Consider the following 22,989-nt stretch of genomic DNA (forward strand, 5'->3'; position numbering starts at 1 on the left):
ACATGTCGACGACTACATTTATCGGCCTGTGTCAGAATCAGGCCGTTCCGCCAACGGTAAGGTTATCCACCTTAAGTGTGGGCTGCCCCACACCAACAGGTACACTCTGCCCTTCTTTACCGCAGACACCGACGCCGTTATCCAAACGCAGATCATTACCAACCATTGAGATCTGCTGCATCGTTTCGATCCCAGAACCGATAAGCGTTGCGCCTTTCACCGGTTTCGTCACTTTCCCTTTCTCAATCAAATAGGCTTCTGAAGTGGAGAAGACGAATTTCCCGGAGGTAATATCAACCTGACCACCGCCAAAATTCGGGGCATACAGGCCATACTCAACCGATGCAATAATGTCTTCTGGCGTGGATTTGCCTGCCAGCATATAGGTATTTGTCATACGTGGCATCGGTAAGTGAGCATAAGATTCACGCCGGCCATTACCCGTTGGAGACATGTCCATCAGGCGGGCATTCATTTTATCCTGCATAAACCCTTTGAGTACGCCGTTTTCAATCAATACGTTGTACTGCCCAGGCACTCCTTCATCATCAATGGCAACAGAACCACGGCGATTTGCCAGCGTGCCATCATCAACGACCGTACATAATTCAGACGCCACCAGTTTGCCCATCTGACCACTGAATACAGAAGTCCCACGGCGGTTAAAATCACCTTCCAGGCCATGCCCGACAGCTTCATGCAACAACACACCCGGCCATCCGGAACCTAACACCACGGGTAGTGTGCCTGCGGGAGCTGCCACAGCAGACAAGTTGACCAGCGCCATACGAACAGCCTCATGCGCCCAGGCATCAGCTCTGGCAGTACCTTCTTCTTCTTCAAGGAACCAGGCATAATCAAACCGGCCACCGCCACCACTGGAGCCGCGCTCACGTTTGCCATCTTCTTCAACCTGCACACTGACTGATAACCGGACCAATGGCCGTACATCGGCTGCCAGAGTACCATCAGTGGCGGCAACCAGGATCAACTCGTACACCCCCGTCAGACTGGCATTCACTTCTTTAACACGGTTATCAGCAGAACGTGCCACGTTGTCCACACGGCGTAAAATATCCAGTTTTTCTTCGCGGCTCATGCTCTGCAGAGGGTCGAGCTGCATATAACGAGCAGGTGTGGCTATGGCACTAAACGCTTTGGTTTGCCCTTCTCCCTGCTCCTGTACGATGCTGCGCGCGGCTTGCGCACTTTGTTGCAATGCTTCAAGGCTTATTTGATCTGCATATGCAAACCCAGTTTTTTCACCGCTGATGGCACGAATACCAACGCCCTGGTCAATATTCCAGGAACCATCCTTAATAATACGGTCTTCCAGAACCCAGGATTCGTGATAGCTGGACTGGAAGTAGAGATCGCCATAATCAAGACGACGCTGTGATAATTGACCCAGGACAGAAAACAAGTCTTGATGACTTAATCCATTCGCGGACAATAACTGCTCGGTTACCAGATTCAGACTCATCGTACTCATTACTCTTATGCTGACCACCTGACTGGTGGTGAAATGTTTTATCTATTGAGCTTGCGGTAATTCATCGCTAACGTCAAATCATTGCGTGGCGGTTTTACGAGGTTGCCGCAATACTTCATTAATACGCGGTTTATCTATCGGGCCCGTAATTTGGTAGCGCAGCAAGGCAATTTTACTCCACAAAGGCCCCAGAACTTTACTGGCGGCAAATACCGCAGCACCAACTATCGGGTTTACTGCAAAAGCCGTTGCAACCCCTACAGTTGCTGAAATTTCAGGTGCCACGGCAGCTTCCATGTTCAACTGCCGGTTAACCAAATCAACAGTGCCTTTCATCGCTATATCCGCTTCGAGCCCATCTACCAGCGTATCATCAGTGTGCAACGTACCGTCTTTAATCCAGGCTGTGCTACGGATGGAATCAAAATAAAAACCACTGCCAAAAGTATCGCTGAAATCAAAGCGCAATTTACGCAATAAGGCATCAAAACTCACCAGTCGCAAAAGTTGGCCTGCATGCCCGGTTTCCAGCTCTGCTATTTTGCCTTTCCCCAGTTTAGTTTTAATTATCCCATTGAGTGAGGCGACATCAGGGCGCCAGGGAATATTGCGCCAGTGCAGATCGTATTCGGTCTTGAAAGAAGCCCCCTGTAACGGAGTACCGACCCCAAAGAAGCCTGTCGCCTCGTCAAGCGACTTGCCGCTCAGGACGCCTTTGAGAGATGTTCTTTCACTACCAGGCTGATTAACCCACTCCCCACTCGCCGTCAACCGTGCAAAGCCTGTATCAATAAGCCCTTGTGTTAACGTAAGCGTATTACCCTGAATCGCTAAATCTGCGTTAATACGACCATATTTTTGCCCCATCAGCCAACACTCTGCGCAGTGAATATTCAGATCAGGCCACTGGCTAAAATCAATTGTATTCCCCGTGGTCGCCAACATATTTTCAGCAGTTTTATCAACCTTGAGCGCAGATAATACCGGGTTGTAATAAAGGTAGTTCAGCGACACATCCCATGGAGTATTTTCACGCCGGGTTAATTTGCCGTTGATCTCACGCCCGGTTATGTCAACAACAGTGCTGTCAGTTGCGTTATGCATCACCAGATTAAGGTTGTTCCATGCCTGACCGGCAAACTGGAAGGAAGGCGTTCGCAATGTGACCGCATCAGGAAAGCTCACACTGTGGCTTACTTTTTCTGCAGTCCCGGCCTGTAAGACAGCCAGCCATTGAGCACCATCAAGTGGTGGGAGGTTAAGCTCCACCATCTGGTTTTCAGGTAATGGGGGAATACTCCTCGAATCAGACACCCAGATAGCCCGCTCCAGTGTCAGTTTTTTATTGAGCAACCAGTGGCTATTAAAGTGTGTGGTCTGCCCAAGGCTGCCAGTCAGCGAAAAACTGTGCATATCTCCTTTCGTTTTGATGACCAATGGCAAAGACTCGCCAGCAGGTTTAGCGGCCGGAACAGGTAAGTGACTACTTACATTCTTCAAGTCACCTGTAAGGTCAACCTGCCAGGTTGTATCACCCCGGTAAGGTAAGGTCACTCCAACATTCCCTTTCCAGCTAAAAGTACCTTTTAAACTCTGGCTAAGAGCATCAGGCAATACGCCTGTACTGGCAGCTTGCCAGTTGCCATTCAGGTTAATATCCACCTGATACGCTTTTTCCTGCTCTTGTGTGGTGAAATCAACCGTCAGTGGCTGATTAAACCAGGTCGCCTGCAGTGGTCCACTGGTTAAATTGCCATTCTTAAAGCTGAACTCGCCAGTCAGGTGATGCAATGTGCTGTTAAGGGGAACAACAGACAACGTGTTATTGCGCAGTGAAACATTTCCCTGTGCCGTCGTCATTTCTCCATCTAAAGGAATAGCCAGATGTAAGCGAGCACTTACATCTCCTTTCAGTTTGAGTTCATCAAGCGTTGCGCCAAGGGTATCCGCTAAGGGCGTTTGTTTGAAATAGGGCCCAACAGATTCTCCCGCGCCGTTGATATCAGCATCAATAAACAGTTTTTCTTTCGCATAATCCGGAATCACGGCGTCCAGATTACTGGCCGTTACCCCACCTAAAATCGCTTTAGGTGCCTTCATCCACAAACCGTCATTACGAAAATCGAGATCAATATCAAGGTGCTGAAGTGCAGGCCAGTCTGGCTGGAAAGCAAAGGTTGCATCTTTAAGCGGAACAAAAACCTGGAACTGACCTTCGTTATGCAAATATGGGAAGAAATGTGGGTTTCCTGAGTAAACCAGTGTCGCATTTTGCGCTTTACCGGCTTTAATCGCACCACTGAGATAATCCACCAGCGATTTGCCCATCAGGTTTTCCGGAAAATAGCGCCATGCCTGCCCCCCGTCAGTCGCCGTGATCCCGGCCAGTATTTTAAGCCAGGGTTGGTCACCTTCCGGGTGTTGATAACTGAAATCACCATGGGCCTGGACGCCATTGGCCTGAACATTGATATTGCTACCGTCAATACGCAGCCCCTGAGCATCATCCTGCCAGCGTAAAGTGGCATTACCTTGTGCGATTTCCAGTGGCGCACGAAAGACATGCTCATAAGGCAAACGGGCATCATGAATGTTCAGATTCAGTCTGCCATTTTGCAGACTTCCGACAATATTGCCGGCAACATGCTGCGCACCTGGCAATAACTTCCACTGGTTCCAGGAAAGGTTGTGCCACTGCGCTTTCATGCGCAATGTTTCGGGCTTCTCTAAGGGAATATCCAGAGCCAGTGAGTCTATATTTCCTGCCGGGTGCAGGGTACGCCAGACATCGACAAATTTTGGAGCAAATGTTTCCGCCAGCGGAAGTAGTGGAGCCAGGTAATCCGGGGTTAACTGATTCGCACGAATGCGTAACTCTCCCTCTGAAAACGCAGACTCTGCGGTTTCTTTGGTATTCCCAGGTAGCCAGGCAAGCACCATGCTCCCTTGTGACCATGACTGGTTATCCAGTTTCAGGCCTGATAACGGAAACTGCACTTGCCAGCCAGTGCCCAGCTTAGAGATATGGGTAAGCAGGCTCTGCACCGAAAGCTCATGCCGGAATTTTTCGCCCGACCACTCCGCGCCCCCTTGCTGTAGCCAGATGTCCGCACTCTCCAGCCCACCATCTTTGATATTTACCCAGGCCGCCATACTGAAGCGTGCACGATTCAACTTAATGTTGTCCCGCATCCACTCACCAAACCAGGGCTTAACATCGACATCGTCTGCCTGCATCCAGATTTTCCCGGAGTTCAGCGTGCCATTTTGATCACGTAAATCCATGCGTACATTGACCAGCCCATGTTGCCCGTTAAAGCTGGACAGACTTATCTTTCCTTCAGCCCGATGGCGTTTATTGCCGTTCAACCAGGTTAAATGTGGAATATGTAAGTTTGCCCGCTGGCCTGATAGCGTTAAAAAGCTGATGTTGCTGTCGCGCAAATCGAAGTGGTCAAATTGCCGTAAAAACAGGTCATTGAGTTTACTGACCTCAAAGTCGGTGGTTTCACCGTTATGGGAAAGGGCCGTATTGGTCACTGCGTTTAATTGGTAGAAGGTGAGATCACGGAATTGCCAGCGAGCGTGTAACAAGCTTTGCCAGATATCCAGCGCCAGCGTGACTCGCTTTATGGTTAACGTCCCTTTGTCTTTAAGCAGAACATTGATATCACGAATATCAAGGGTGGGGCCAAATGTCTGCCAGGAGGCATGGATTTCACTGACCTCTACAGGAATACCGCTAACCTGTTCAATTTTAGCAAGAATGGGTTCCCGCCAATTATTCAGATGCGGCAATGCAAGGCGCAGCCCACTGACCAGTAGCGCAATAACGACAACCAGTGCAGCAAAGGTGAGCAGCAAGATGCCCGGCAGTCGCTTCACATTTCTCTCCTTGTCTGCTGGCGGCAGTGCTACATCATGACCACATCAAACTGCTCCTGATTATAGAGCGGCTCTATCTGAACTTTAACTTGTTTACCTACAAAAATTTCTACCTCAGCAAGCGCATGAGATTCTTCGCTTTTCAATGCTTCAGCAACTGACGGAGAAGCGTAAACCAGGAAACGATCAGAATCATAGGCATGATGGACGCGCACAATTTCACGCATAATTTCGTAGCAGACGGTTTCGACAGTTTTTACAGTGCCGCGCCCATGGCAAGTTGGGCATTCACTGCACAGAACATGTTCCACACTTTCCCGTGTACGTTTCCGGGTCATTTCCACCAGGCCAAGAGCAGAAAAACCATTAACACTGGTTTTAACACGATCTTTACTCAGGGCTTGCTCAAGGGAGTGTAATACACGACGCCGGTGGTCATCGTTACTCATGTCGATAAAATCGATAATGATAATCCCACCCAGGTTTCGCAGGCGTAATTGCCGGGCTATGGCCTGAGTCGCCTCAATGTTGGTGTTAAAAATGGTGTCATCAAGATTCCGGTGCCCAACAAAAGCGCCTGTATTGATATCAATGGTAGTCATCGCTTCTGTCTGGTCGATTATCAAATACCCACCAGATTTCAGTTCAACCTTGCGTTCAAGAGCACGCTGGATTTCATTTTCAACATCATAGAGATCAAAAATAGGCTGGCGACCACTGTAATGTTCCAGTTTGGCCGTCATGTCCGGAATATATTCAGCCGTAAACTCCAGCAGCATTTCATATGTCAGACGAGAGTCAACGCGAATTCTGTCCAGTGAGGCATCAGCGAAATCACGCAATACTCGCTGAGCCAGTGCTAACTCGCCATACAGCTGGCAGCGGGTTTGAGGTCGTTTACGGCGTTCAATGACCTTACGCCAGACGCGTTTCAGATAAGCGGCATCAGAAGCCAGATCCTTCTCACATACGCCTTCTGCCGCCGTGCGAATGATAAAACCGCCCATTTCATCGCAATAAACGCTTACAACCTGTTTGAGCCGCTCACGTTCTTCTTCACTTTCTATACGCTGTGATACGCCGACATGGGATGCACCTGGCATGAAAACCAGATAGCGAGAAGGGAGTGTGATATCTGTCGTCAAACGGGCACCTTTCGTGCCCAGAGGATCTTTCACTACCTGGACCACCAGATCCTGCCCCTGGCGAACTAACTCTGAAATATCCCGTACTGTGAAGTTTTTCTGTTCTTCACCCGCAACACATTCAGTATGCGGCATGATATCTGAGGCATGTAAGAATGCTGCTTTATCAAGGCCAATATCTACAAATGCCGCCTGCATGCCCGGAAGTACACGACTCACGCGACCTTTGTAGATATTGCCTACAATTCCCCGGCGCGCTTCACGTTCAATGTGGATCTCCTGCAAAATTCCACCATCTATGTAAGCTACCCGAGTTTCAGAAGGGGTAATATTGACTAATAACTCAGCCGTCATGATTGCTTTTTCCTTCGCGTAACGCACTAAACGTCGCTATTAATGCATCAGTTTCAACCAGAGGCAGGCCAACCACCGCGTGGTAACTACCATTAATTTTTATCACAAAACGCCCCCCCAGCCCCTGGATTCCATACGCTCCAGCTTTATCCATTGGCTCACCGGATGCAACATACTCAGCAATATCACGCTCTGATAATGGGCGAAATGTCACCTCAGTCACTACCAGACAATCCAGCAGATTGGTGCTATCCGCAATGGCAACCGCAGTCATAACCTGATGTGTTTTCCCAGAGAGTAACTGTAACATAGCACAGGCATGCGCTTGATCCTGCGGTTTTTCAAGAACTTCTCCATTTAATACCACAATGGTATCTGCGCCTAAAACCGGTAAATCCCGGGAGGCCATGGCAACCCCGGCAGTGGCTTTATCCCGGGCAAGGCGTGACACGTATTGTTGCGCAGTTTCTCCCGGTAGGCGGATTTCATCCACACCGGTAACAATGCGTTCAAATGAAACGCCAAGTTGCGTCAGCAATTCCTGGCGACGAGGTGAACCTGAAGCGAGATACAATGTAGTCATCATTACCTGCTACTGCACGGCAAATTGCTGGCGCACTTTGCGCATAAGTAAAAAGATCCAGGGCCAAAGCACACCATTGACCACACTGCTCCAGTAAATTTCCGGATGAAATGTTACGTCAATGACCAAAAACTCCGCCCAGAAGACAAGTAAATCAGCAGCCAGAGAGAGCACAACAATCACTAACGCTTGTTGCCATAACGCCAGATTGCGCAACAGCTGGAATTTTAACGCAACAAGATAAGCAATAATGCTCAGTGAGAGCGCCCGGATACCCAGTGTTGAGCCACTGATAAGATCAAGTATGGCTCCCATTATAAATCCGGTGCCAACATTTACCCGGTGCGGCAACGCCAGTACCCAGTAAATAAGGATAAGCAACACCCAATCTGGCCGGAAAACAATGATTTGTTCCGGCCATGGCATAACCTGCAGTATCAGCGCAATGATAAAAGATAAAACAATTACCCAACGCCCCTGACTACGGTAGCTCGCCACTACTGGCCTCCCTGCAAGGATGGTGTCTTGTTTTGAGGCTCAGTAGCTGCCGGTGGTTGTGACAGGCCTGTTGCTGGTGCTGGTATTGGCGCAGGTGGCCCCATTTGCCCCGGTGCTGGCAATACTTGCGGCATCATTTGCATCAGGCGCTCATTCGCAACACGGTGGACTTCATCCGGTGTCATTGGATGTAACCCCTGGCGATCGGCTCCCCACAGCAATAACAAATAGCGTAAACGCTGCAGGCCAGCAGTAGGACGTGCCTGAATAACAGTGTAAGCCCGCTGTGTATCCAGTTTGACTGAAGAGACAACAGCCACGGGATAACCTTCCGGAAAGCGCCCGCCCAGACCGGATGTCACTAACACATCCCCAACCCTGATATCCGTATTAGCAGGTAAATGTTCAAGCTGGAGATCATCTGTGCAACCATTACCTGCCGCAATAACACGGATGTCATTACGCAATACCTGAATAGGTAAAGCATGTGTGGCATCACAAATTAACAATACCCGGCTGGTAAATTTCGCAACAGCAACAACCTGCCCCACAACACCTTTGTCACTGATAACCGGCTGGCCTTCATAAACCCCATTCACGCTGCCTTTATCAATGACGACCTGGTCACTGTATGGATCGGTCCCCGCCGAAATCACCTGCGTCACCATTTTCTGCTCATCCTGACGCAAGGGGGAACCCAGTAACTCACGCAAACGGGCGTTTTCCTGCCGGTACTGCCCAAGCAGAAGCAAGTCACTATTCTTTAATAATAATTCCCGACGCAGAGCACGGTTTTCCAGCTCAAGCTGATCTCGCGATGCCAGAGTCTGTGAAACGCTATCCAGCAATGCCCGCGGGCCATTGGAGATAAAATAGAAAGGGCTGACAGCCGTATCCATATAGGCCCGGATCTGACTAAACATACCCAGGCGGCTGTCCGCAACAATGACGCCCAGCGCCACCGCTACGGCCAGAAAAAGGCGAATCTGTAGCGAAGGGCCACGGCTAAAAATAGGCTTCATAGGCTATGCGTATTCCTGGGCTGGCAACAAGGGCAATCTGGCGATTGCCCCTTTCAGCATTAATTACTCTTCGCTGAACAAATCACCGCCGTGCATATCGATCATTTCCAGCGCTTTACCACCGCCACGAGCAACACACGTCAGAGGATCTTCAGCAACAACAACAGGAATGCCCGTTTCTTCCATTAACAAGCGGTCCAGATTGCGCAGCAATGCACCACCACCTGTTAATACCATACCGCGTTCAGAGATATCAGAAGCCAGTTCTGGCGGGCACTGTTCCAGCGCAACCATAACCGCACTCACGATACCTGTCAGAGGCTCCTGCAGGGCTTCAAGAATTTCATTTGAATTCAGCGTAAACCCACGGGGCACACCTTCAGCAAGGTTACGCCCACGAACTTCAATCTCACGAACTTCATCGCCCGGGTAAGCTGAACCGATTTCATGTTTAATACGTTCGGCTGTGGCTTCACCAATCAGTGAACCATAGTTACGACGAACATAGTTGATGATAGCTTCATCGAAGCGGTCACCGCCAATACGAACAGAAGAGGAATACACCACACCATTCAGAGAGATGACGGCAACTTCAGTGGTACCACCACCGATATCGACAACCATAGAACCGGTTGCTTCGGAAACCGGAAGACCCGCACCAATTGCAGCCGCCATTGGTTCTTCGATCAGAAATACTTCACGTGCGCCAGCCCCCTGTGCGGATTCACGGATAGCACGTCGTTCGACCTGAGTGGCACCAACAGGCACACACACCAGTACACGCGGGCTGGGGCGCATAAAGCTATTGCTATGCACTTGCTTAATAAAGTGCTGCAACATTTTCTCGGTCACGAAAAAATCTGCAATTACACCATCTTTCATAGGACGAATAGCAGCAATGTTGCCAGGTGTACGGCCAAGCATTTGTTTTGCATCATGGCCTACAGCAGCCACACTCTTCGGTGAACCAGCACGGTCCTGGCGAATGGCCACAACAGACGGCTCATTCAACACAATGCCCTGTCCTTTTACATAAATAAGGGTATTCGCGGTACCCAGGTCAATGGACAGGTCGTTGGAAAACATGCCACGAAATTTTTTCAACATACTAAGGGATAATCCTGCAAGCTGGGGCGGAAACAAAATCCGCTTACTTTACCAACCACTCGATGCAGCGACAAGGCGCAAAAACGTTCTGCATCGGTGAAAAATAGTGCAATTCATTTCCGGCTTTACAAAGTTGCTATCTGGCTCCCGGTGTACCAGTAAAATGCCACTAAGCAACTTTATATTTTGTTACATGGCCGTTCATAAATTGTCCGGTTTACTGAGATACTCCGTCCGGCAAGCCGAGGCTCCCATAGGATTCAGCGGACGTTATTCTACGTGAAAACATCACAAACGGCAGGTTAAACCGAGTATCTTTGCAAATATTTTTTTACGCTCGTATCCAGTGCCTGTGTTGCAGCAATAAAATCCCCTTGTGCGCCACTGACACCGCGATCAACTAACGTTTGCCACTCACCGCGAGCCCTGACACCAGTGGCAAAAACTCGCGTCTGCATGCCGGTACACGCTTCCACAAGACTTCGTATCAACAATTGATTCTCAGTGCGCTTTTCAATGTTGCGTACCAGACCGGGGTGAAGTTTGATTAACTCCACATTCAGTTCCTTTATATAAGTGGTACTGACCAGTGTCAGACCTGCCTGATTGACGGCAACTCTGCTACCCAGGGCTTTGATTAACCGAATAACAGATTGCAGACGACCGATATGTTGACACACATCCGCCTCTGGGAGTTCCAAAATAATTCGCCGCCTTAACGATTTTTCGCATTGCATAAGCGTGTCACGCAGCCAACGTTGAAAAGGAGGGCGAAGCAGAGAATCCACTGTAATTGAAAATGCGAAAGTTTCTTCTGGCCAAAACTGGAGCAACTGAATTCCCCGGCTAATCATTTGCCGGTCCCAGGAATCAGCAAGACCAAACTGTTGCACTACTGGCATGTATTCAGCCGCAAGCACTTCCTGCTGCCCATCAAATATCCGGCACAACAGTTCCCGATGGTGCACCACACCATCCTGCATCACTGCGGGTTTCTGGTAAATCCGTGGCCCACCGCGTTGTAAAACGCCTTCCAGCAAAGTACGCCAACGCACATTGCCTCGTACTTTTTCTGGTGTTGATTCATCCCAGGTTGACCAGCCATTGCCACCATGAAGCATTGCTTCCCGGGTAGCCACCTCAACTTGTTCCATCACCTGCTCAGTTGTTTGCCCGCTACGCCACGCGGTAATCCCAATGTGCAGCATATCGTTACGGTCCAACATGGGAGTCGGCGGCAGAGCATCAACGGCATTGAGTAACTGGCTGGCAATACTTCCAGCTTCTTTTAGTGAACGGTGGGGTAACAGTACAGCAAAATCACTGTGATAATAACGTGCCAGTAATGCCCCAGGGTAGCGCATAATAAATGTTGAAAGCATGTTGACCAGGCTGTAGAGATAATCATCAACAACACTTTTTCCCCAGGTCTCATGTAACATTTCAAAGTCAGGCAGGCGAATCATCATAACAACACCATGGCTCTGAACGTTATCCTGCCCTTCGAGCAAGGTTGCCAGTTGATTATCAAAAAACAGGCGATTATTCAGGCCTGTTCTGGAATCCTGCGCGGCATACGCACGAATCAGGTTCTCCACCCTGCCTTGTTGTTCACCAGCATTTTGGATATCAGCCAGTAACACATCCAGCGCACTACTCAGGTTATGCGGCCATTCATCCATCGTTCCCCGAATCCCTGCCCGGCGTTCCCCCTTAAGAATACGAATAGCCCGGGCTTCAAGATGTTCCAGCCCCTGAAACTGCCGCTTGATCCACCAGACCGTGAGCAGCGCCATTATCACGATGAACAACACCGCAATAGATAATGGTGTGGTCGCCAGAATAGAGTGAAAGTAATTGGCCATTGGATCCATCCAGACCAGCGTCAGTGTCATACCAGGGTGTTTGACCAGAGGAACATTCAGAGATTTATACTGCTGAGGAAGACCTGCCGGGTTATATCCTTCGGGCTGGTCATGAAGAAAAACAGGCACACCATCCTGGCGAATAACCATTCTCACCACATCAACAGGCGTCATGATTTCATCGAAAAAGCGTGACTGAGTTTCTGGTGGATACTCTAGCAGACGGTTATCAACTATAGTGGCTATCGCCCTCACCCGCTGATTCAGCTTCACCTGAACCGCGGTATAGAAACTCCATGAACACCCTATCAGGACAGCCAGCATCGCCAGCCCGGACAGTAATGTCACAATGGCAGAGAATTTTGTTGTCAGTCGCATCCTTGTGTGAACTCCTTCTGGCACCTCGTTAATTGGATAATATGCAAACTCGTTCGAAATGAGCGCCAGCCATGAAAACAGATGCACGTAAACACCCTGCATACTAGCAAATATCGCTGCTCTCTCCAGGGTTTTTCTCACTCCTTCGGTATTGGCGCAGACAAATCAGCCAAGAGACACATTCTCTGCCTAATAAGTCTTAACAGAAAGTTGAATATTTGAAACTGGCTTCATCTGATTCTGCCCGCCATGCTTATAACAACCCACCTGCATGGCAACAAAGGCAATCAATAATGAAAATGAAAAAACACCTCAGTGAAAACGATGTTACACATGAAAGCGTATTTTTTATGCAGCGCCGGCAGGTTCTGAAAATGTTGGGTATTGGTGTAGCCACTGCTGGCTTGCAGGCAAAAGCACAGGCAGATGTATTGTCGTGGTTTAAAGGTAACGACAGACCAGCCGCGCCTTCAGGCAAACCGCTAACCTTTACCCGCCCTGAGGTCTGGCAAGCAAAATTGACATTAACCCCGGAAGATAAAGTCACTGGCTATAATAATTTCTATGAATTTGGTCTGGATAAAGCAGACCCGGCAGCAAATGCCGGAACACTGATTACCGACCCATGGACGCTAACCATAAGCGGTGAAGTTGCAAAGAAAATCACACTTGATCACGATGACTTATATAAAAAACTGCCACTGGAAGAGCGAATTTACCGTATGCGCTGTGTGGAAGCCTGGTCGATGGTAGTTCCCTGGATTGGCTTTCCTTTAGCCAAACTACTGGCTTTGGCTGAACCCACCAGCAATGCAAAGTATGTTGCCTTCACCACTCGCTACGCTCCCGATCAAATGCCCGGTCAAAAAGACAGATTTATTGGCGGCGGTCTGGCATACCCTTATGTGGAAGGGTTGCGTATTGATGAAGCAATGCATCCTCTGACCTTAATGACAACCGGGGTTTATGGCAAAGCCTTACCGCCGCAAAATGGTGCTCCTGTTCGCCTGATTGTTCCCTGGAAATACGGTTTCAAAGGAATAAAATCGATTGTCAGTATTCGTCTGACGCGTGAAAGACCGCCCTGCACCTGGAACCTGGCTGCACCCGATGAATATGGCTTTTATGCCAATGTAAATCCCCATGTTGACCATCCGCGCTGGTCACAGGCCACGGAGCGCTTCATTGGTAGCGGCGGTATTCTGGATGTCAAACGCCAGCCCACGCTATTGTTCAACGGTTATGCGGACCAGGTTGCTTCACTTTATCGCGGGCTGAATCTGCGGGAGAATTTTTAAGTGCGCCTGACAGTTAAGCATATTCGTCTCATCAAAGGCCTGTTGCATTTGCTGGCTGTTTTACCACTGATATGGCTTTTTTTTGCACTACATTACGGCTGGCTAAGCGCCGACGCGGCGAAGGATATTCAGCATTTTACTGGCCGAATGGCTCTGAAATGTTTATTGGTTACATTGCTGATTTCGCCGCTTGCGAAATATTTGAAACAACCACTGCTCATTCGGGTAAGGCGACTAACCGGCCTGTGGTGCTTTGCCTGGGCATCACTGCATTTATTGAGCTACCTTTTTTTGGAACTTGGTATTACGCAATATCGACTACTTGGCGAGGAAATTCTACATCGCCCTTATTTGACACTGGGTATGGCATGTTGGCTGATATTGCTGGCACTGGCCGCAACGTCGACGCGGAAACTGCAACAATGGATGGGAAGGCGATGGCAAACACTACACAACGGAGTGTATCTGGTCGCTATTCTTGCCCCGGTTCACTATATCTGGTCAGTAAAAATTTTATCACCACTGCCCTTGTTGTATGCAGGTGCCGCCTTCTTGCTATTAATATGGCGATACAAAACATTTCGACAGTGGTTTCGTCGCCGATAAGCCCGCCGGGCCTGATGCCACAGGCCCCCATCAGTACCCATACTCATTGTATGTTGATTATCTTCCCTGATAAGACCAGTATTTAGCTGCCAAATGCCACGAAATCATTATAATGTGCGACTTTGGTTCACTCTGGGGCGTTATTTTAGCGTTCTCGGGTGACAACAACAGCCTTAAGGTATATTTTGTAAATTACCTGGAAAATTGCTGGAGATAGCAGCACGATGGCGAACAATTTTCACATTTTGCTTTTGAATGGCCCTAATCTCAATATGCTGGGGACACGTGAGCCTGAGAAGTATGGTTCACAAACGTTGCCTGAGATAGTGACCCGTTTGGAAGCAGAAGCAGAAAGTCTGGGCGCTGTACTGGATCATCTGCAATCTAACGCTGAACATGTGCTGATTGAGCGGATTCATCAGGCTAAAGATACTGTTGACTATATCCTGATAAATCCGGCCGCATATACGCACACCAGCGTGGCACTGCGTGATGCATTACTGGCTGTGAACATTCCGTTCATAGAAATACATCTCAGCAATGTGCATGCGCGGGAACCTTTCCGCCATCATTCATATCTATCTGATATTGCCTCTGGCGTCATTTGCGGTTTAGGCGCCGATGGCTATTCATATGCACTACAGACAGCGGTAAAACGTCTGTCACAATTAAACTAACAAGAGTACGGAACGCACTCATGGATATTCGTAAGATTAAAAAACTGATCGAGCTGGTTGAAGAATCTGGCATCGCTGAACTGGAAATTTCTGAAGGCGAAGAGTCTGTTCGCATCAGCCGCGCAGTGGTGAACCCGGCTCCTATGATGCAGCAAGCTTATGCTGCTCCGGTTGCCATGCCCGCCGCTCAACCTGCACTTTCATCAGCCGTGGCCCCTGTTGCTGAAACAGTAAAAGAAGCTTCTGCTGAGATCAGTGGTCATATCGTACGCTCCCCAATGGTTGGGACGTTCTATCGCACGCCAAGCCCGGATGCAAAAAACTTCGTAGAAGTGGGTCAGAAAGTCAGTGCTGGCGATACATTATGTATCGTTGAAGCAATGAAAATGATGAACCAGATCGAAGCCGATAAATCAGGCGTTGTGAAAGCCATTCTGGTCGAAAATGGTCAACCGGTTGAATTTGACGAGCCGCTGGTCGTCATCGAATAACGAGGCGAACATGCTGGATAAAATTGTCATCGCCAACCGTGGTGAAATTGCATTACGCATCCTGCGTGCCTGCAAAGAGTTGGGCATCAAAACGGTTGCTGTGCATTCCACCGCAGACCGCGATTTAAAACACGTACTGCTGGCTGATGAAACGGTTTGTATCGGACCGGCGCCTTCAGTTAAAAGTTACCTCAATATCCCGGCAATTATCGCTGCTGCTGAAATCACCGGCGCAGTCGCTATTCACCCGGGGTATGGCTTCCTGTCTGAAAACGCGAACTTTGCAGAGCAGGTTGAGCAGTCAGGTTTTATCTTCATCGGCCCGAGAGCAGAAACTATTCGTCTGATGGGTGATAAAGTTTCTGCAATCACCGCTATGAAAAAAACTGGCGTGCCTTGTGTACCCGGTTCTGATGGTCCTTTGGGCGACGATATGGATAAAAACCGTGCCATTGCCAAACGCATTGGTTACCCGGTTATTATCAAAGCATCAGGCGGCGGCGGCGGTCGTGGCATGCGTGTTGTGCGCAAAGAATCTGACTTATCTCAGTCCATCACCATGACCCGTGCAGAAGCGAAAGCCGCTTTCAATAACGACATGGTATATATGGAGAAATACCTGGAAAATCCGCGCCATGTGGAAATTCAGGTACTGGCCGATGGGCAGGGTAACGCAATTTATCTGGCTGAGCGCGACTGCTCCATGCAACGCCGCCACCAGAAAGTTGTGGAAGAAGCTCCGGCACCAGGCATTACTCCTGAACTGCGTCGCTATATTGGCGAACGCTGTGCAAAAGCTTGTGTGGACATCGGCTATCGTGGCGCTGGCACATTTGAGTTCCTGTTCGAAAACGGTGAGTTCTATTTTATTGAAATGAATACCCGTATTCAGGTTGAACACCCGGTGACCGAAATGATCACTGGCGTCGATTTGATCAAAGAACAGTTACGTATTGCTGCAGGCCAGCCGTTATCCATTAAACAGGAAGAAGTTGTGGTTCGCGGACATGCGGTTGAATGCCGTATTAATGCTGAAGATCCTAATACCTTCCTGCCAAGCCCGGGTAAGATCACGCGTTTTCATGCTCCAGGTGGTTTTGGGGTGCGCTGGGAATCTCACATTTACGCAGGTTATACCGTTCCAGCCTATTACGATTCAATGATAGGTAAGCTTATCTGCTTCGGTGAAACCCGTGATGTTGCGATTGCCCGTATGCGCAATGCGTTGCAGGAACTGATCATTGATGGCATAAAAACCAACGTTGATCTGCAATCACGTATTATGAGCGACGAGAACTTCCAGCATGGTGGTACCAACATCCACTATCTGGAGAAAAAACTCGGTCTGCAGGAAAAATAATACTCTGCAAGAAGCTGAAGGGCCGGTAAACCGGCCCTTTTCTTTTTTTATTTCCTCTCATCGTCCATAAGGTACAATTCCGGCTTTGATCTTTTACAAGGGATAACGATGGACGCGCGTTTTGTTCAGGCTCATAGAGAAGCCCGCTGGGCACTCTGGCTAACCCTTCTTTATTTGGCTGCGTGGATTGCTGCGGGATATTTACCCGACTCCGTTCAGGGTGTGACGGGATTGCCGCACTGGTTTGAAGCCGCCTGCCTGTTGGTCCCCGTGGTATTTATTTTTCTATGTAAGATGATGGTCACCCGCATATTCCGCGATATTTCGCTGGAGGAGAACCATGAAGACTGAAGTTCTGCTCCCGCTTGTCGGCTACTTAGTGTTGGTATTTGCTATTTCTATTTATGCATTCCGCAGGCGTAAGCAGGGAAACTTTTTGAATGAGTTTTTCCTGGGAGGACGCTCTATGGGCGGTTTTGTCCTCGCAATGACGCTCACGACCACCTATGTCAGCGCCAGTTCGTTTATCGGGGGTCCAGGTGCTGCTTACAAATATGGGCTTGGCTGGGTGCTTCTGGCCATGATTCAGTTGCCAGCTATCTGGTTGTCACTGGGGATTCTCGGTAAGAAATTTGCGATTCTCGCACGCCGCTACAACGCCGTGACTCTCAACGACATGCTATACGCCCGTTACCAAAGCCACCTGCTGGTGTGGCTGGCAAGCCTCAGCCTGATTGTCGCGTTTTTAGGCGCAATGACTGTGCAGTTTATTGGTGGTGCCCGCTTACTGGAAACCGCCGCAGGCATTCCTTATGACACAGGGCTTCTTATCTTTGGCGTCACTATTGCGCTCTATACCGCATTTGGCGGATTCAGGGCCAGTGTATTAAATGACGCGATGCAAGGGGTCGTGATGCTACTGGGTACCATCTTGTTGCTTGTGGGTGTTGTTCACCAGGCAGGCGGACTCCATATGGCGGTGGAAAAGCTGTCGCATATTAATCCGCAGCTTATATCTCCGAAGGGAGCAGACAATATTCTGTCACCCACATTTATGGCTTCATTCTGGGTGCTGGTCTGTTTTGGCGTTATAGGTTTGCCCCATACCGCGGTGCGCTGTATTTCTTACAAAGACAGCAAGGCCGTTCATCGTGGGATAATTATCGGCACGATTGTCGTCGCGGTGCTGATGCTGGGAATGCATCTCGCGGGCGCACTGGGACGCGCAATTTTACCCGACCTGACAATACCTGATCTGGTTATCCCCACATTGATGATTACCGTCCTGCCACCTGCGTTGGCGGGGATCTTTCTGGCAGCACCAATGGCCGCGATTATGTCGACCATCAATGCTCAACTCCTCCAGTCATCAGCAACGATCATTAAAGATCTCTGGCTCAGAACCCGCCCTGACCAGTCGCAAAACGAATCCCGACTGAAAAAGCTCTCAACCGGGATTACACTGGTACTCAGTGCGCTGCTATTACTGGCTGCATGGAATCCACCAGAGATGATCATCTGGCTGAATCTCCTCGCATTTGGCGGGCTGGAAGCGGTATTCCTTTGGCCCCTGGTGCTTGGGCTTTACTGGGAAAAGGCCAATTCTGCGGGAGCCTTATCAGCCATGATCGTTGGTGGCCTGCTTTACGCTGTGCTGGCCACACTGAAGATACAGTTCTTGGGCTTTCATCCGATTGTCCCGTCACTATTATTAAGTTTACTGGCTTTTCTCGCAGGTAATTGCTTTGGGCGCCCTGCAGTCACCGCCAGTATGAACACCCACCCGGAAAAATAAAGAGTTACGCCATGCCATGGATTCAACTAAAGATTAACGCTACAGGTGAAACCGCTGAAGAACTCGGTGACGCCATCATGGAAACGGGCGCGGTCTCGGTCACTTTTCAGGACACCCATGATACCCCGGTTTTTGAGCCCCTGCCGGGCGAAACACGTCTGTGGGGTGATACTGATGTCATCGGGTTGTTCGATGCCGAAGCAGATATGAATGATGTCATTGCACAGTTGTCTGTTCACCCACTGCTGGCATCCGGTTTTCACCATAAAATTGAACAACTGGAAGATAAAGACTGGGAACGTGAGTGGATGGAAAACTTCCACCCAATGAAGTTTGGTAACCGTTTATGGATTTGCCCAAGCTGGCGCGATATTCCGGATCCTGACGCCGTCAACGTACTGCTGGACCCGGGACTGGCATTTGGTACGGGTACTCATCCCACGACATCATTGTGCCTGCAATGGCTGGATGGACTGGATCTGGTCGGGAAAACGGTTATCGATTTTGGTTGTGGCTCTGGCATTCTGGCAATTGCCGCACTCAAACTGGGCGCTGCAAAAGCGATTGGTATCGATATCGACCCGCAGGCAATTCAGGCCAGCCGGGACAACGCTGAACGTAATGGCGTTTCTGACCGGTTATCGCTGTATTTACCAGCCGATCAACCAGAAGGCCTGAAAGCAGATGTGGTGGTCGCAAACATTCTTGCTGGCCCATTGCGTGAACTGGCCCCGCTTATCGGCGTGCTGCCCGTTACAGGCGGTGTGCTTGGGCTTTCCGGTATCCTTGCCAGCCAGGCAAGTTCAGTTTGCGCTGCCTACACCGACCGGTTCGCACTTGACCCGGTTGTTGAAAAAGAAGAGTGGTGCCGAATTACAGGAACCTGCCTTTGAATTACCTCAGCGTGGTGGCTTTGCACCACGCTTTTCTGTTTGATTATCAATCAATTTTTCTGCGCCAATTCGCCTCACACACCCGATTTTCCAGCATATTATCCCGGTCAAAAGCGCTTTTTATCCCCTCTTTTTAAGAAGTTTTAAGAAAAATTCAAAGCGCACAATTTAACCATAAAAATGTAATCGTATGATTAATATCACTAATTTACCCAGCATTCATGTCCAGAAACAGATTCATTGATCTATAACAGCGGATTGTTCAAAGTTTGGCCTTTCATCTCGCGTAAAAAATGCGTAATATACGCCGCCTTGCAGTCACAGTATGGTCATTTCTTCACTCATGCAAATCGGACAATATCAGCTTCGGAACCGGTTAATCGCCGCACCAATGGCGGGGATAACAGACCGACCATTCAGAACGCTGTGTTACGAAATGGGTGCCGGACTTACGGTCTCCGAGATGATGTCTTCTAACCCGGAAGTTTGGGCAAGTGACAAGTCACGGTTACGTATGGTTCATATTGATGAACCCGGCATCCGTACCGTACAGATTGCCGGCAGTGTGCCTGATGAAATGGCAGAAGCCGCGCGCATTAACGTGCAAAATGGTGCCCAGATTATTGATATCAATATGGGATGCCCGGCTAAAAAAGTGAATCGTAAACTTGCAGGCTCAGCACTACTGCAGTACCCAGAGCTGGTTAAAAGTATCCTGTCCGCAGTGGTTAATGCGGTCGAGGTACCTGTAACGTTAAAGATTCGTACTGGGTGGGATAAAGACCACCAGAACTGTGTAGAAATTGCCCAACTGGCTGAGCACTGTGGTGTTCAGGCTCTGACGATACATGGACGCACGCGCGCCTGCAGGTTTGAAGGCGAAGCAGAATACGACAATATTCGGCTGGTTAAGCAGACAGTTTCCATTCCCGTTATCGCGAATGGTGACATAACAAACCCGCTTAAAGCCAGAGCGGTTCTGGACTATACAGGGGCTGATGCCCTGATGATAGGCCGGGCTGCTCAGGGAAGACCCTGGATCTTTCGGGAAATCCAGCATTATCTGGACACTGGAGAGTTGCTTGCGCCACTGCCTCTGGCTGAGGTAAAGCACTTGTTGTGCGAGCATGTTCGGGCGTTACACGGCTTTTATGGCCATGTGAAAGGTTACCGAATTGCACGTAAGCACGTTTCCTGGTATCTCCAGGAACACGCTCCAAATGACCAGTTTCGGCGCACATTCAACGCCATAGAGGATGCCAGCGAACAGCTGGAGGCGTTGGAGGCATACTTCGAAAATTTTGCGTAAACAGAAATAAAGAGCTGACAGAACTATGTTCGAACAACGCGTAAATTCTGACGTACTGACCGTTTCTACCGTTAACTCTCAGGATCAGGTAACCCAAAAACCCCTGCGTGACTCGGTTAAACAGGCACTGAAGAACTATTTTGCTCAACTGAATGGTCAGGATGTTAATGACCTGTATGAGCTGGTACTGGCTGAAGTTGAACAGCCATTGTTGGACATGGTGATGCAATACACCCGTGGTAATCAGACCCGTGCAGCACTGATGATGGGTATCAACCGCGGCACCTTGCGTAAAAAACTGAAAAAATATGGCATGAACTGATTTTAATCAGTTAATCCGTTGTTTTAAAAGGTACTACCCTTCACGGGGTGGTACCTTTTTATTTATAAATCCGCTCCTTAGAAAGATCCCCTAACTGCATACTTTCCCTTGCCAGATAATTAACCATTATTTTATAAAGGTTATTAATCTGACACACTCCTTTAATACATTCCCCCATGGCGACACATTCGGTAGCGTGAGATTTATTAGTTACCTGAATTACAATTCATTTATATATAACCGCCAGATAACTCTCATCAGTTGCCAGTTTCCCCGCACCAGCAAAAAACTAAATATATCGATGACGAAAAATCAGAACTCACGATGATGCGACTGTTGCAGACTATCGGTATATGGAGCACAGATGATGCAAAGGTAAGCTGTATTAAGGAGGTGCATTTTTATGCATCAGGTGTTTGTATAGATAAGACAAACTTTCAACCAGTTAACTAATAATAGAATATAAAGTTACTTTAGATTACATGAAGCAGATAAATAACCATAAAATGTAGTACTTATTAATATTAACTCCCCACAAAAATTCATTTCATTATAAATTGTTTCTCTACGTTAATATCATCACATCGATGAAACTTTTTTGCGCCATTATGTGGCGTAAGTTTCATTTTTGCACCATGACAGGGCGCCATTTCCTATATTTCATGCCTACACTCATCGCAGGGTGATTGCTTTGTCACATTTTGAATAGTTTAAAACCTGGCATCACCTTTGCTTTATTAAGTTCGGCAATCGCCACAGACAGGATGATGGCATCAATATGGATGCCACTTTTTATAACGATAATTTAGCCACACAGGATCCACTATGAAAAAATTGACGTTAGCCACTCTGGTAGCAGCAGGAGCGCTGTTTGGTATCGCCAACCAGGCACATGCAGGGGCAACCCTGGATGCCGTTAAAAAGAAAGGATTCGTACAGTGCGGTATCAGTGATGGCTTACCGGGCTTTTCATATGCTGATGCAAGCGGCAAGTTCACAGGTATTGATGTGGATATTTGCCGTGGTATTGCTGCTGCCGTGTTCGGCGACGCTTCAAAAGTAAAATATACTCCACTCACAGCGAAGGAACGTTTCACTGCTTTGCAATCTGGCGAAGTGGATCTGCTTTCACGTAATACCACCTGGACATCTTCCCGCGATGGTGGCATGGGGATGGTTTTTGCTGGTGTTAACTATTACGACGGCATTGGCTTCCTCACACACGCTAAAGCCGGATTAAAAAGTGCGAAAGAACTCGACGGTGCGACAGTCTGCATTCAGGCCGGGACCGATACAGAACTGAACGTTGCTGACTATTTCAAAGCCAACAACATGAAATACACACCAGTAACGTTTGACCGTTCTGATGAATCAGCGAAAGCGCTTGAGTCTGGCCGCTGCGATACGCTGGCTTCTGACCAGTCGCAGCTTTATGCGCTGCGTATCAAACTCAGCAAACCTGGCGAATGGGTTGTTCTGCCTGAAGTTATCTCTAAAGAGCCGCTGGGGCCTGTTGTTCGTCGGGGTGATGACGACTGGTTTGCCATCGTTCGCTGGACACTGTTTGCTATGCTGGATGCAGAAGAAATGGGTGTCAGCTCCAAAAACGTTGATGAAAAAGCAGCCCATCCTTCCAACCCGGATATGGCACACCTGTTAGGTGCTGAAGGCGACTTTGGTAAAGACCTGAAGCTCGACAACAAATGGGCATTCAACATTGTTAAACAGGTTGGCAACTACGGTGAAATATTTGACCGCAACGTTGGTGAAGGTAGCCCACTGAAAATCAAACGCGGCCTTAACAACCTCTGGAACAATGGCGGTATCCAGTACGCCCCGCCAGTACGTTAATTTTTGCAGTAATGGGCACTACATTTGTAGTGCCCTCACGTCTGTCGCATTGTATTAC

The 22,989-nt window shown here is 48.8% G+C and carries 19 protein-coding genes; 11 read left to right on the forward strand and 8 right to left on the reverse strand.

All coding sequences use genetic code 11. The features are described 5' to 3' along the window. Nucleotides 1-37: 37 nt before the first annotated feature. From tldD to csrD, 8 genes are all read right to left on the reverse strand, one after another. Nucleotides 38-1,483 (reverse strand): metalloprotease TldD, encoded by a 1,446-nt coding sequence (gene tldD / locus MPHASIOC01_RS18740; RefSeq protein ID WP_064600682.1) that lies wholly within the window; start codon nt 1,481-1,483, stop codon nt 38-40. An 87-nt stretch (nt 1,484-1,570) separates the two neighbouring features. After that, the gene (gene yhdP / locus MPHASIOC01_RS18745; protein ID WP_353613066.1) at nt 1,571-5,377 is read right to left on the reverse strand and encodes an AsmA2 domain-containing protein YhdP; all 3,807 of its coding nucleotides are present in this window, start codon (nt 5,375-5,377) and stop codon (nt 1,571-1,573) included. Nucleotides 5,378-5,406: 29 nt separating this feature from the next. Continuing rightward, nucleotides 5,407-6,876, reverse strand: coding sequence for a ribonuclease G (rng, locus tag MPHASIOC01_RS18750; RefSeq protein WP_064600684.1), 1,470 nt, complete (start codon nt 6,874-6,876; stop codon nt 5,407-5,409). Beyond that, a complete protein-coding gene (locus MPHASIOC01_RS18755; protein WP_064600686.1) occupies nt 6,866-7,459 on the reverse strand; it encodes a nucleoside triphosphate pyrophosphatase in 594 nt (197 codons plus the stop codon). Before MPHASIOC01_RS18755 ends, rng begins: the two co-directional genes overlap by 11 nt. A 9-nt stretch (nt 7,460-7,468) precedes the next feature. Further along, nucleotides 7,469-7,957: a rod shape-determining protein MreD gene (gene mreD, locus MPHASIOC01_RS18760; RefSeq protein WP_064600688.1), complete on the reverse strand. Its 489-nt coding sequence runs from the start codon at nt 7,955-7,957 to the stop codon at nt 7,469-7,471. Further along, nucleotides 7,957-8,979: a rod shape-determining protein MreC gene (mreC, locus tag MPHASIOC01_RS18765; protein WP_064600690.1), complete on the reverse strand. Its 1,023-nt coding sequence runs from the start codon at nt 8,977-8,979 to the stop codon at nt 7,957-7,959. Before mreC ends, mreD begins: the two co-directional genes overlap by 1 nt. A 63-nt stretch (nt 8,980-9,042) precedes the next feature. Then, on the reverse strand, nt 9,043-10,086 hold the full coding sequence (gene mreB, locus MPHASIOC01_RS18770) for a rod shape-determining protein MreB (RefSeq protein WP_000913396.1): 1,044 nt from the start codon (nt 10,084-10,086) through the stop codon (nt 9,043-9,045). A gap of 302 nt (nt 10,087-10,388) precedes the next feature. Further along, nucleotides 10,389-12,329, reverse strand: coding sequence for an RNase E specificity factor CsrD (gene csrD / locus MPHASIOC01_RS18775; RefSeq protein ID WP_064600745.1), 1,941 nt, complete (start codon nt 12,327-12,329; stop codon nt 10,389-10,391). A gap of 293 nt (nt 12,330-12,622) precedes the next feature. Between csrD and msrP the strand changes: the two genes are divergently transcribed. The 11 genes from msrP (at nt 12,623) to MPHASIOC01_RS18830 (ending at nt 22,931) form a co-directional block, all read left to right on the forward strand. Next, the gene (gene msrP / locus MPHASIOC01_RS18780) at nt 12,623-13,627 is read left to right on the forward strand and encodes a protein-methionine-sulfoxide reductase catalytic subunit MsrP (RefSeq protein ID WP_353613067.1); all 1,005 of its coding nucleotides are present in this window, start codon (nt 12,623-12,625) and stop codon (nt 13,625-13,627) included. Then, the gene (msrQ, locus tag MPHASIOC01_RS18785; RefSeq protein ID WP_074388845.1) at nt 13,628-14,233 is read left to right on the forward strand and encodes a protein-methionine-sulfoxide reductase heme-binding subunit MsrQ; all 606 of its coding nucleotides are present in this window, start codon (nt 13,628-13,630) and stop codon (nt 14,231-14,233) included. A gap of 224 nt (nt 14,234-14,457) precedes the next feature. Beyond that, nucleotides 14,458-14,910 carry a type II 3-dehydroquinate dehydratase gene (gene aroQ / locus MPHASIOC01_RS18790; RefSeq protein ID WP_064600696.1) on the forward strand — a complete coding sequence of 151 codons (453 nt, stop codon included), beginning with the start codon at nt 14,458-14,460 and terminating at the stop codon, nt 14,908-14,910. A 20-nt stretch (nt 14,911-14,930) separates the two neighbouring features. Further along, complete coding sequence (gene accB / locus MPHASIOC01_RS18795) at nt 14,931-15,401, forward strand: acetyl-CoA carboxylase biotin carboxyl carrier protein (RefSeq protein WP_064600698.1); 471 nt, start codon at nt 14,931-14,933, stop codon at nt 15,399-15,401. 10 nt (nt 15,402-15,411) lie between these two features. After that, complete coding sequence (gene accC, locus MPHASIOC01_RS18800; RefSeq protein WP_064600700.1) at nt 15,412-16,761, forward strand: acetyl-CoA carboxylase biotin carboxylase subunit; 1,350 nt, start codon at nt 15,412-15,414, stop codon at nt 16,759-16,761. A 108-nt stretch (nt 16,762-16,869) separates the two neighbouring features. After that, nucleotides 16,870-17,112, forward strand: a complete 243-nt coding sequence (locus MPHASIOC01_RS18805; RefSeq protein ID WP_353613068.1) for a YhdT family protein — start codon at nt 16,870-16,872, stop codon at nt 17,110-17,112. Then, nucleotides 17,102-18,556 carry a sodium/pantothenate symporter gene (gene panF / locus MPHASIOC01_RS18810; RefSeq protein ID WP_064600704.1) on the forward strand — a complete coding sequence of 485 codons (1,455 nt, stop codon included), beginning with the start codon at nt 17,102-17,104 and terminating at the stop codon, nt 18,554-18,556. The genes MPHASIOC01_RS18805 and panF overlap by 11 nt, the downstream gene beginning before the upstream one ends. Before the next feature lie 11 nt (nt 18,557-18,567). Then, nucleotides 18,568-19,449, forward strand: a complete 882-nt coding sequence (prmA, locus tag MPHASIOC01_RS18815) for a 50S ribosomal protein L11 methyltransferase (RefSeq protein WP_353613069.1) — start codon at nt 18,568-18,570, stop codon at nt 19,447-19,449. 343 nt (nt 19,450-19,792) lie between these two features. Beyond that, nucleotides 19,793-20,758 carry a tRNA dihydrouridine synthase DusB gene (dusB, locus tag MPHASIOC01_RS18820; protein WP_064600708.1) on the forward strand — a complete coding sequence of 322 codons (966 nt, stop codon included), beginning with the start codon at nt 19,793-19,795 and terminating at the stop codon, nt 20,756-20,758. Between the two features lie 25 nt (nt 20,759-20,783). After that, nucleotides 20,784-21,080 (forward strand): DNA-binding transcriptional regulator Fis, encoded by a 297-nt coding sequence (fis, locus tag MPHASIOC01_RS18825; RefSeq protein ID WP_000462905.1) that lies wholly within the window; start codon nt 20,784-20,786, stop codon nt 21,078-21,080. An 825-nt stretch (nt 21,081-21,905) separates the two neighbouring features. Continuing rightward, nucleotides 21,906-22,931, forward strand: a complete 1,026-nt coding sequence (locus MPHASIOC01_RS18830; protein WP_064600710.1) for an amino acid ABC transporter substrate-binding protein — start codon at nt 21,906-21,908, stop codon at nt 22,929-22,931. The last annotated feature ends 58 nt before the right edge of the window (nt 22,932-22,989 follow it).

The organism is Mangrovibacter phragmitis (genome assembly GCF_040429585.1).
Lineage (GTDB): Bacteria > Pseudomonadota > Gammaproteobacteria > Enterobacterales > Enterobacteriaceae > Mangrovibacter > Mangrovibacter phragmitis.

Bases quoted from the DNA above. Each gene is read 5' to 3' on its own strand.
- fis (WP_000462905.1), top strand. From the start codon at position 20,784: ATGTTCGAACAACGCGTAAATTCTGACGTACTGACCGTTTCTACCGTT.
- dusB (WP_064600708.1), top strand. From the start codon at position 19,793: ATGCAAATCGGACAATATCAGCTTCGGAACCGGTTAATCGCCGCACCA.
- mreC (WP_064600690.1), bottom strand. From the start codon at position 8,979: ATGAAGCCTATTTTTAGCCGTGGCCCTTCGCTACAGATTCGCCTTTTT.
- MPHASIOC01_RS18830 (WP_064600710.1), top strand. From the start codon at position 21,906: ATGAAAAAATTGACGTTAGCCACTCTGGTAGCAGCAGGAGCGCTGTTT.
- tldD (WP_064600682.1), bottom strand. From the start codon at position 1,483: ATGAGTCTGAATCTGGTAACCGAGCAGTTATTGTCCGCGAATGGATTA.
- accB (WP_064600698.1), top strand. From the start codon at position 14,931: ATGGATATTCGTAAGATTAAAAAACTGATCGAGCTGGTTGAAGAATCT.
- csrD (WP_064600745.1), bottom strand. From the start codon at position 12,329: ATGCGACTGACAACAAAATTCTCTGCCATTGTGACATTACTGTCCGGG.
- aroQ (WP_064600696.1), top strand. From the start codon at position 14,458: ATGGCGAACAATTTTCACATTTTGCTTTTGAATGGCCCTAATCTCAAT.
- MPHASIOC01_RS18755 (WP_064600686.1), bottom strand. From the start codon at position 7,459: ATGACTACATTGTATCTCGCTTCAGGTTCACCTCGTCGCCAGGAATTG.
- accC (WP_064600700.1), top strand. From the start codon at position 15,412: ATGCTGGATAAAATTGTCATCGCCAACCGTGGTGAAATTGCATTACGC.
- rng (WP_064600684.1), bottom strand. From the start codon at position 6,876: ATGACGGCTGAGTTATTAGTCAATATTACCCCTTCTGAAACTCGGGTA.
- mreB (WP_000913396.1), bottom strand. From the start codon at position 10,086: ATGTTGAAAAAATTTCGTGGCATGTTTTCCAACGACCTGTCCATTGAC.
- prmA (WP_353613069.1), top strand. From the start codon at position 18,568: ATGCCATGGATTCAACTAAAGATTAACGCTACAGGTGAAACCGCTGAA.
- msrP (WP_353613067.1), top strand. From the start codon at position 12,623: ATGAAAATGAAAAAACACCTCAGTGAAAACGATGTTACACATGAAAGC.
- panF (WP_064600704.1), top strand. From the start codon at position 17,102: ATGAAGACTGAAGTTCTGCTCCCGCTTGTCGGCTACTTAGTGTTGGTA.
- MPHASIOC01_RS18805 (WP_353613068.1), top strand. From the start codon at position 16,870: ATGGACGCGCGTTTTGTTCAGGCTCATAGAGAAGCCCGCTGGGCACTC.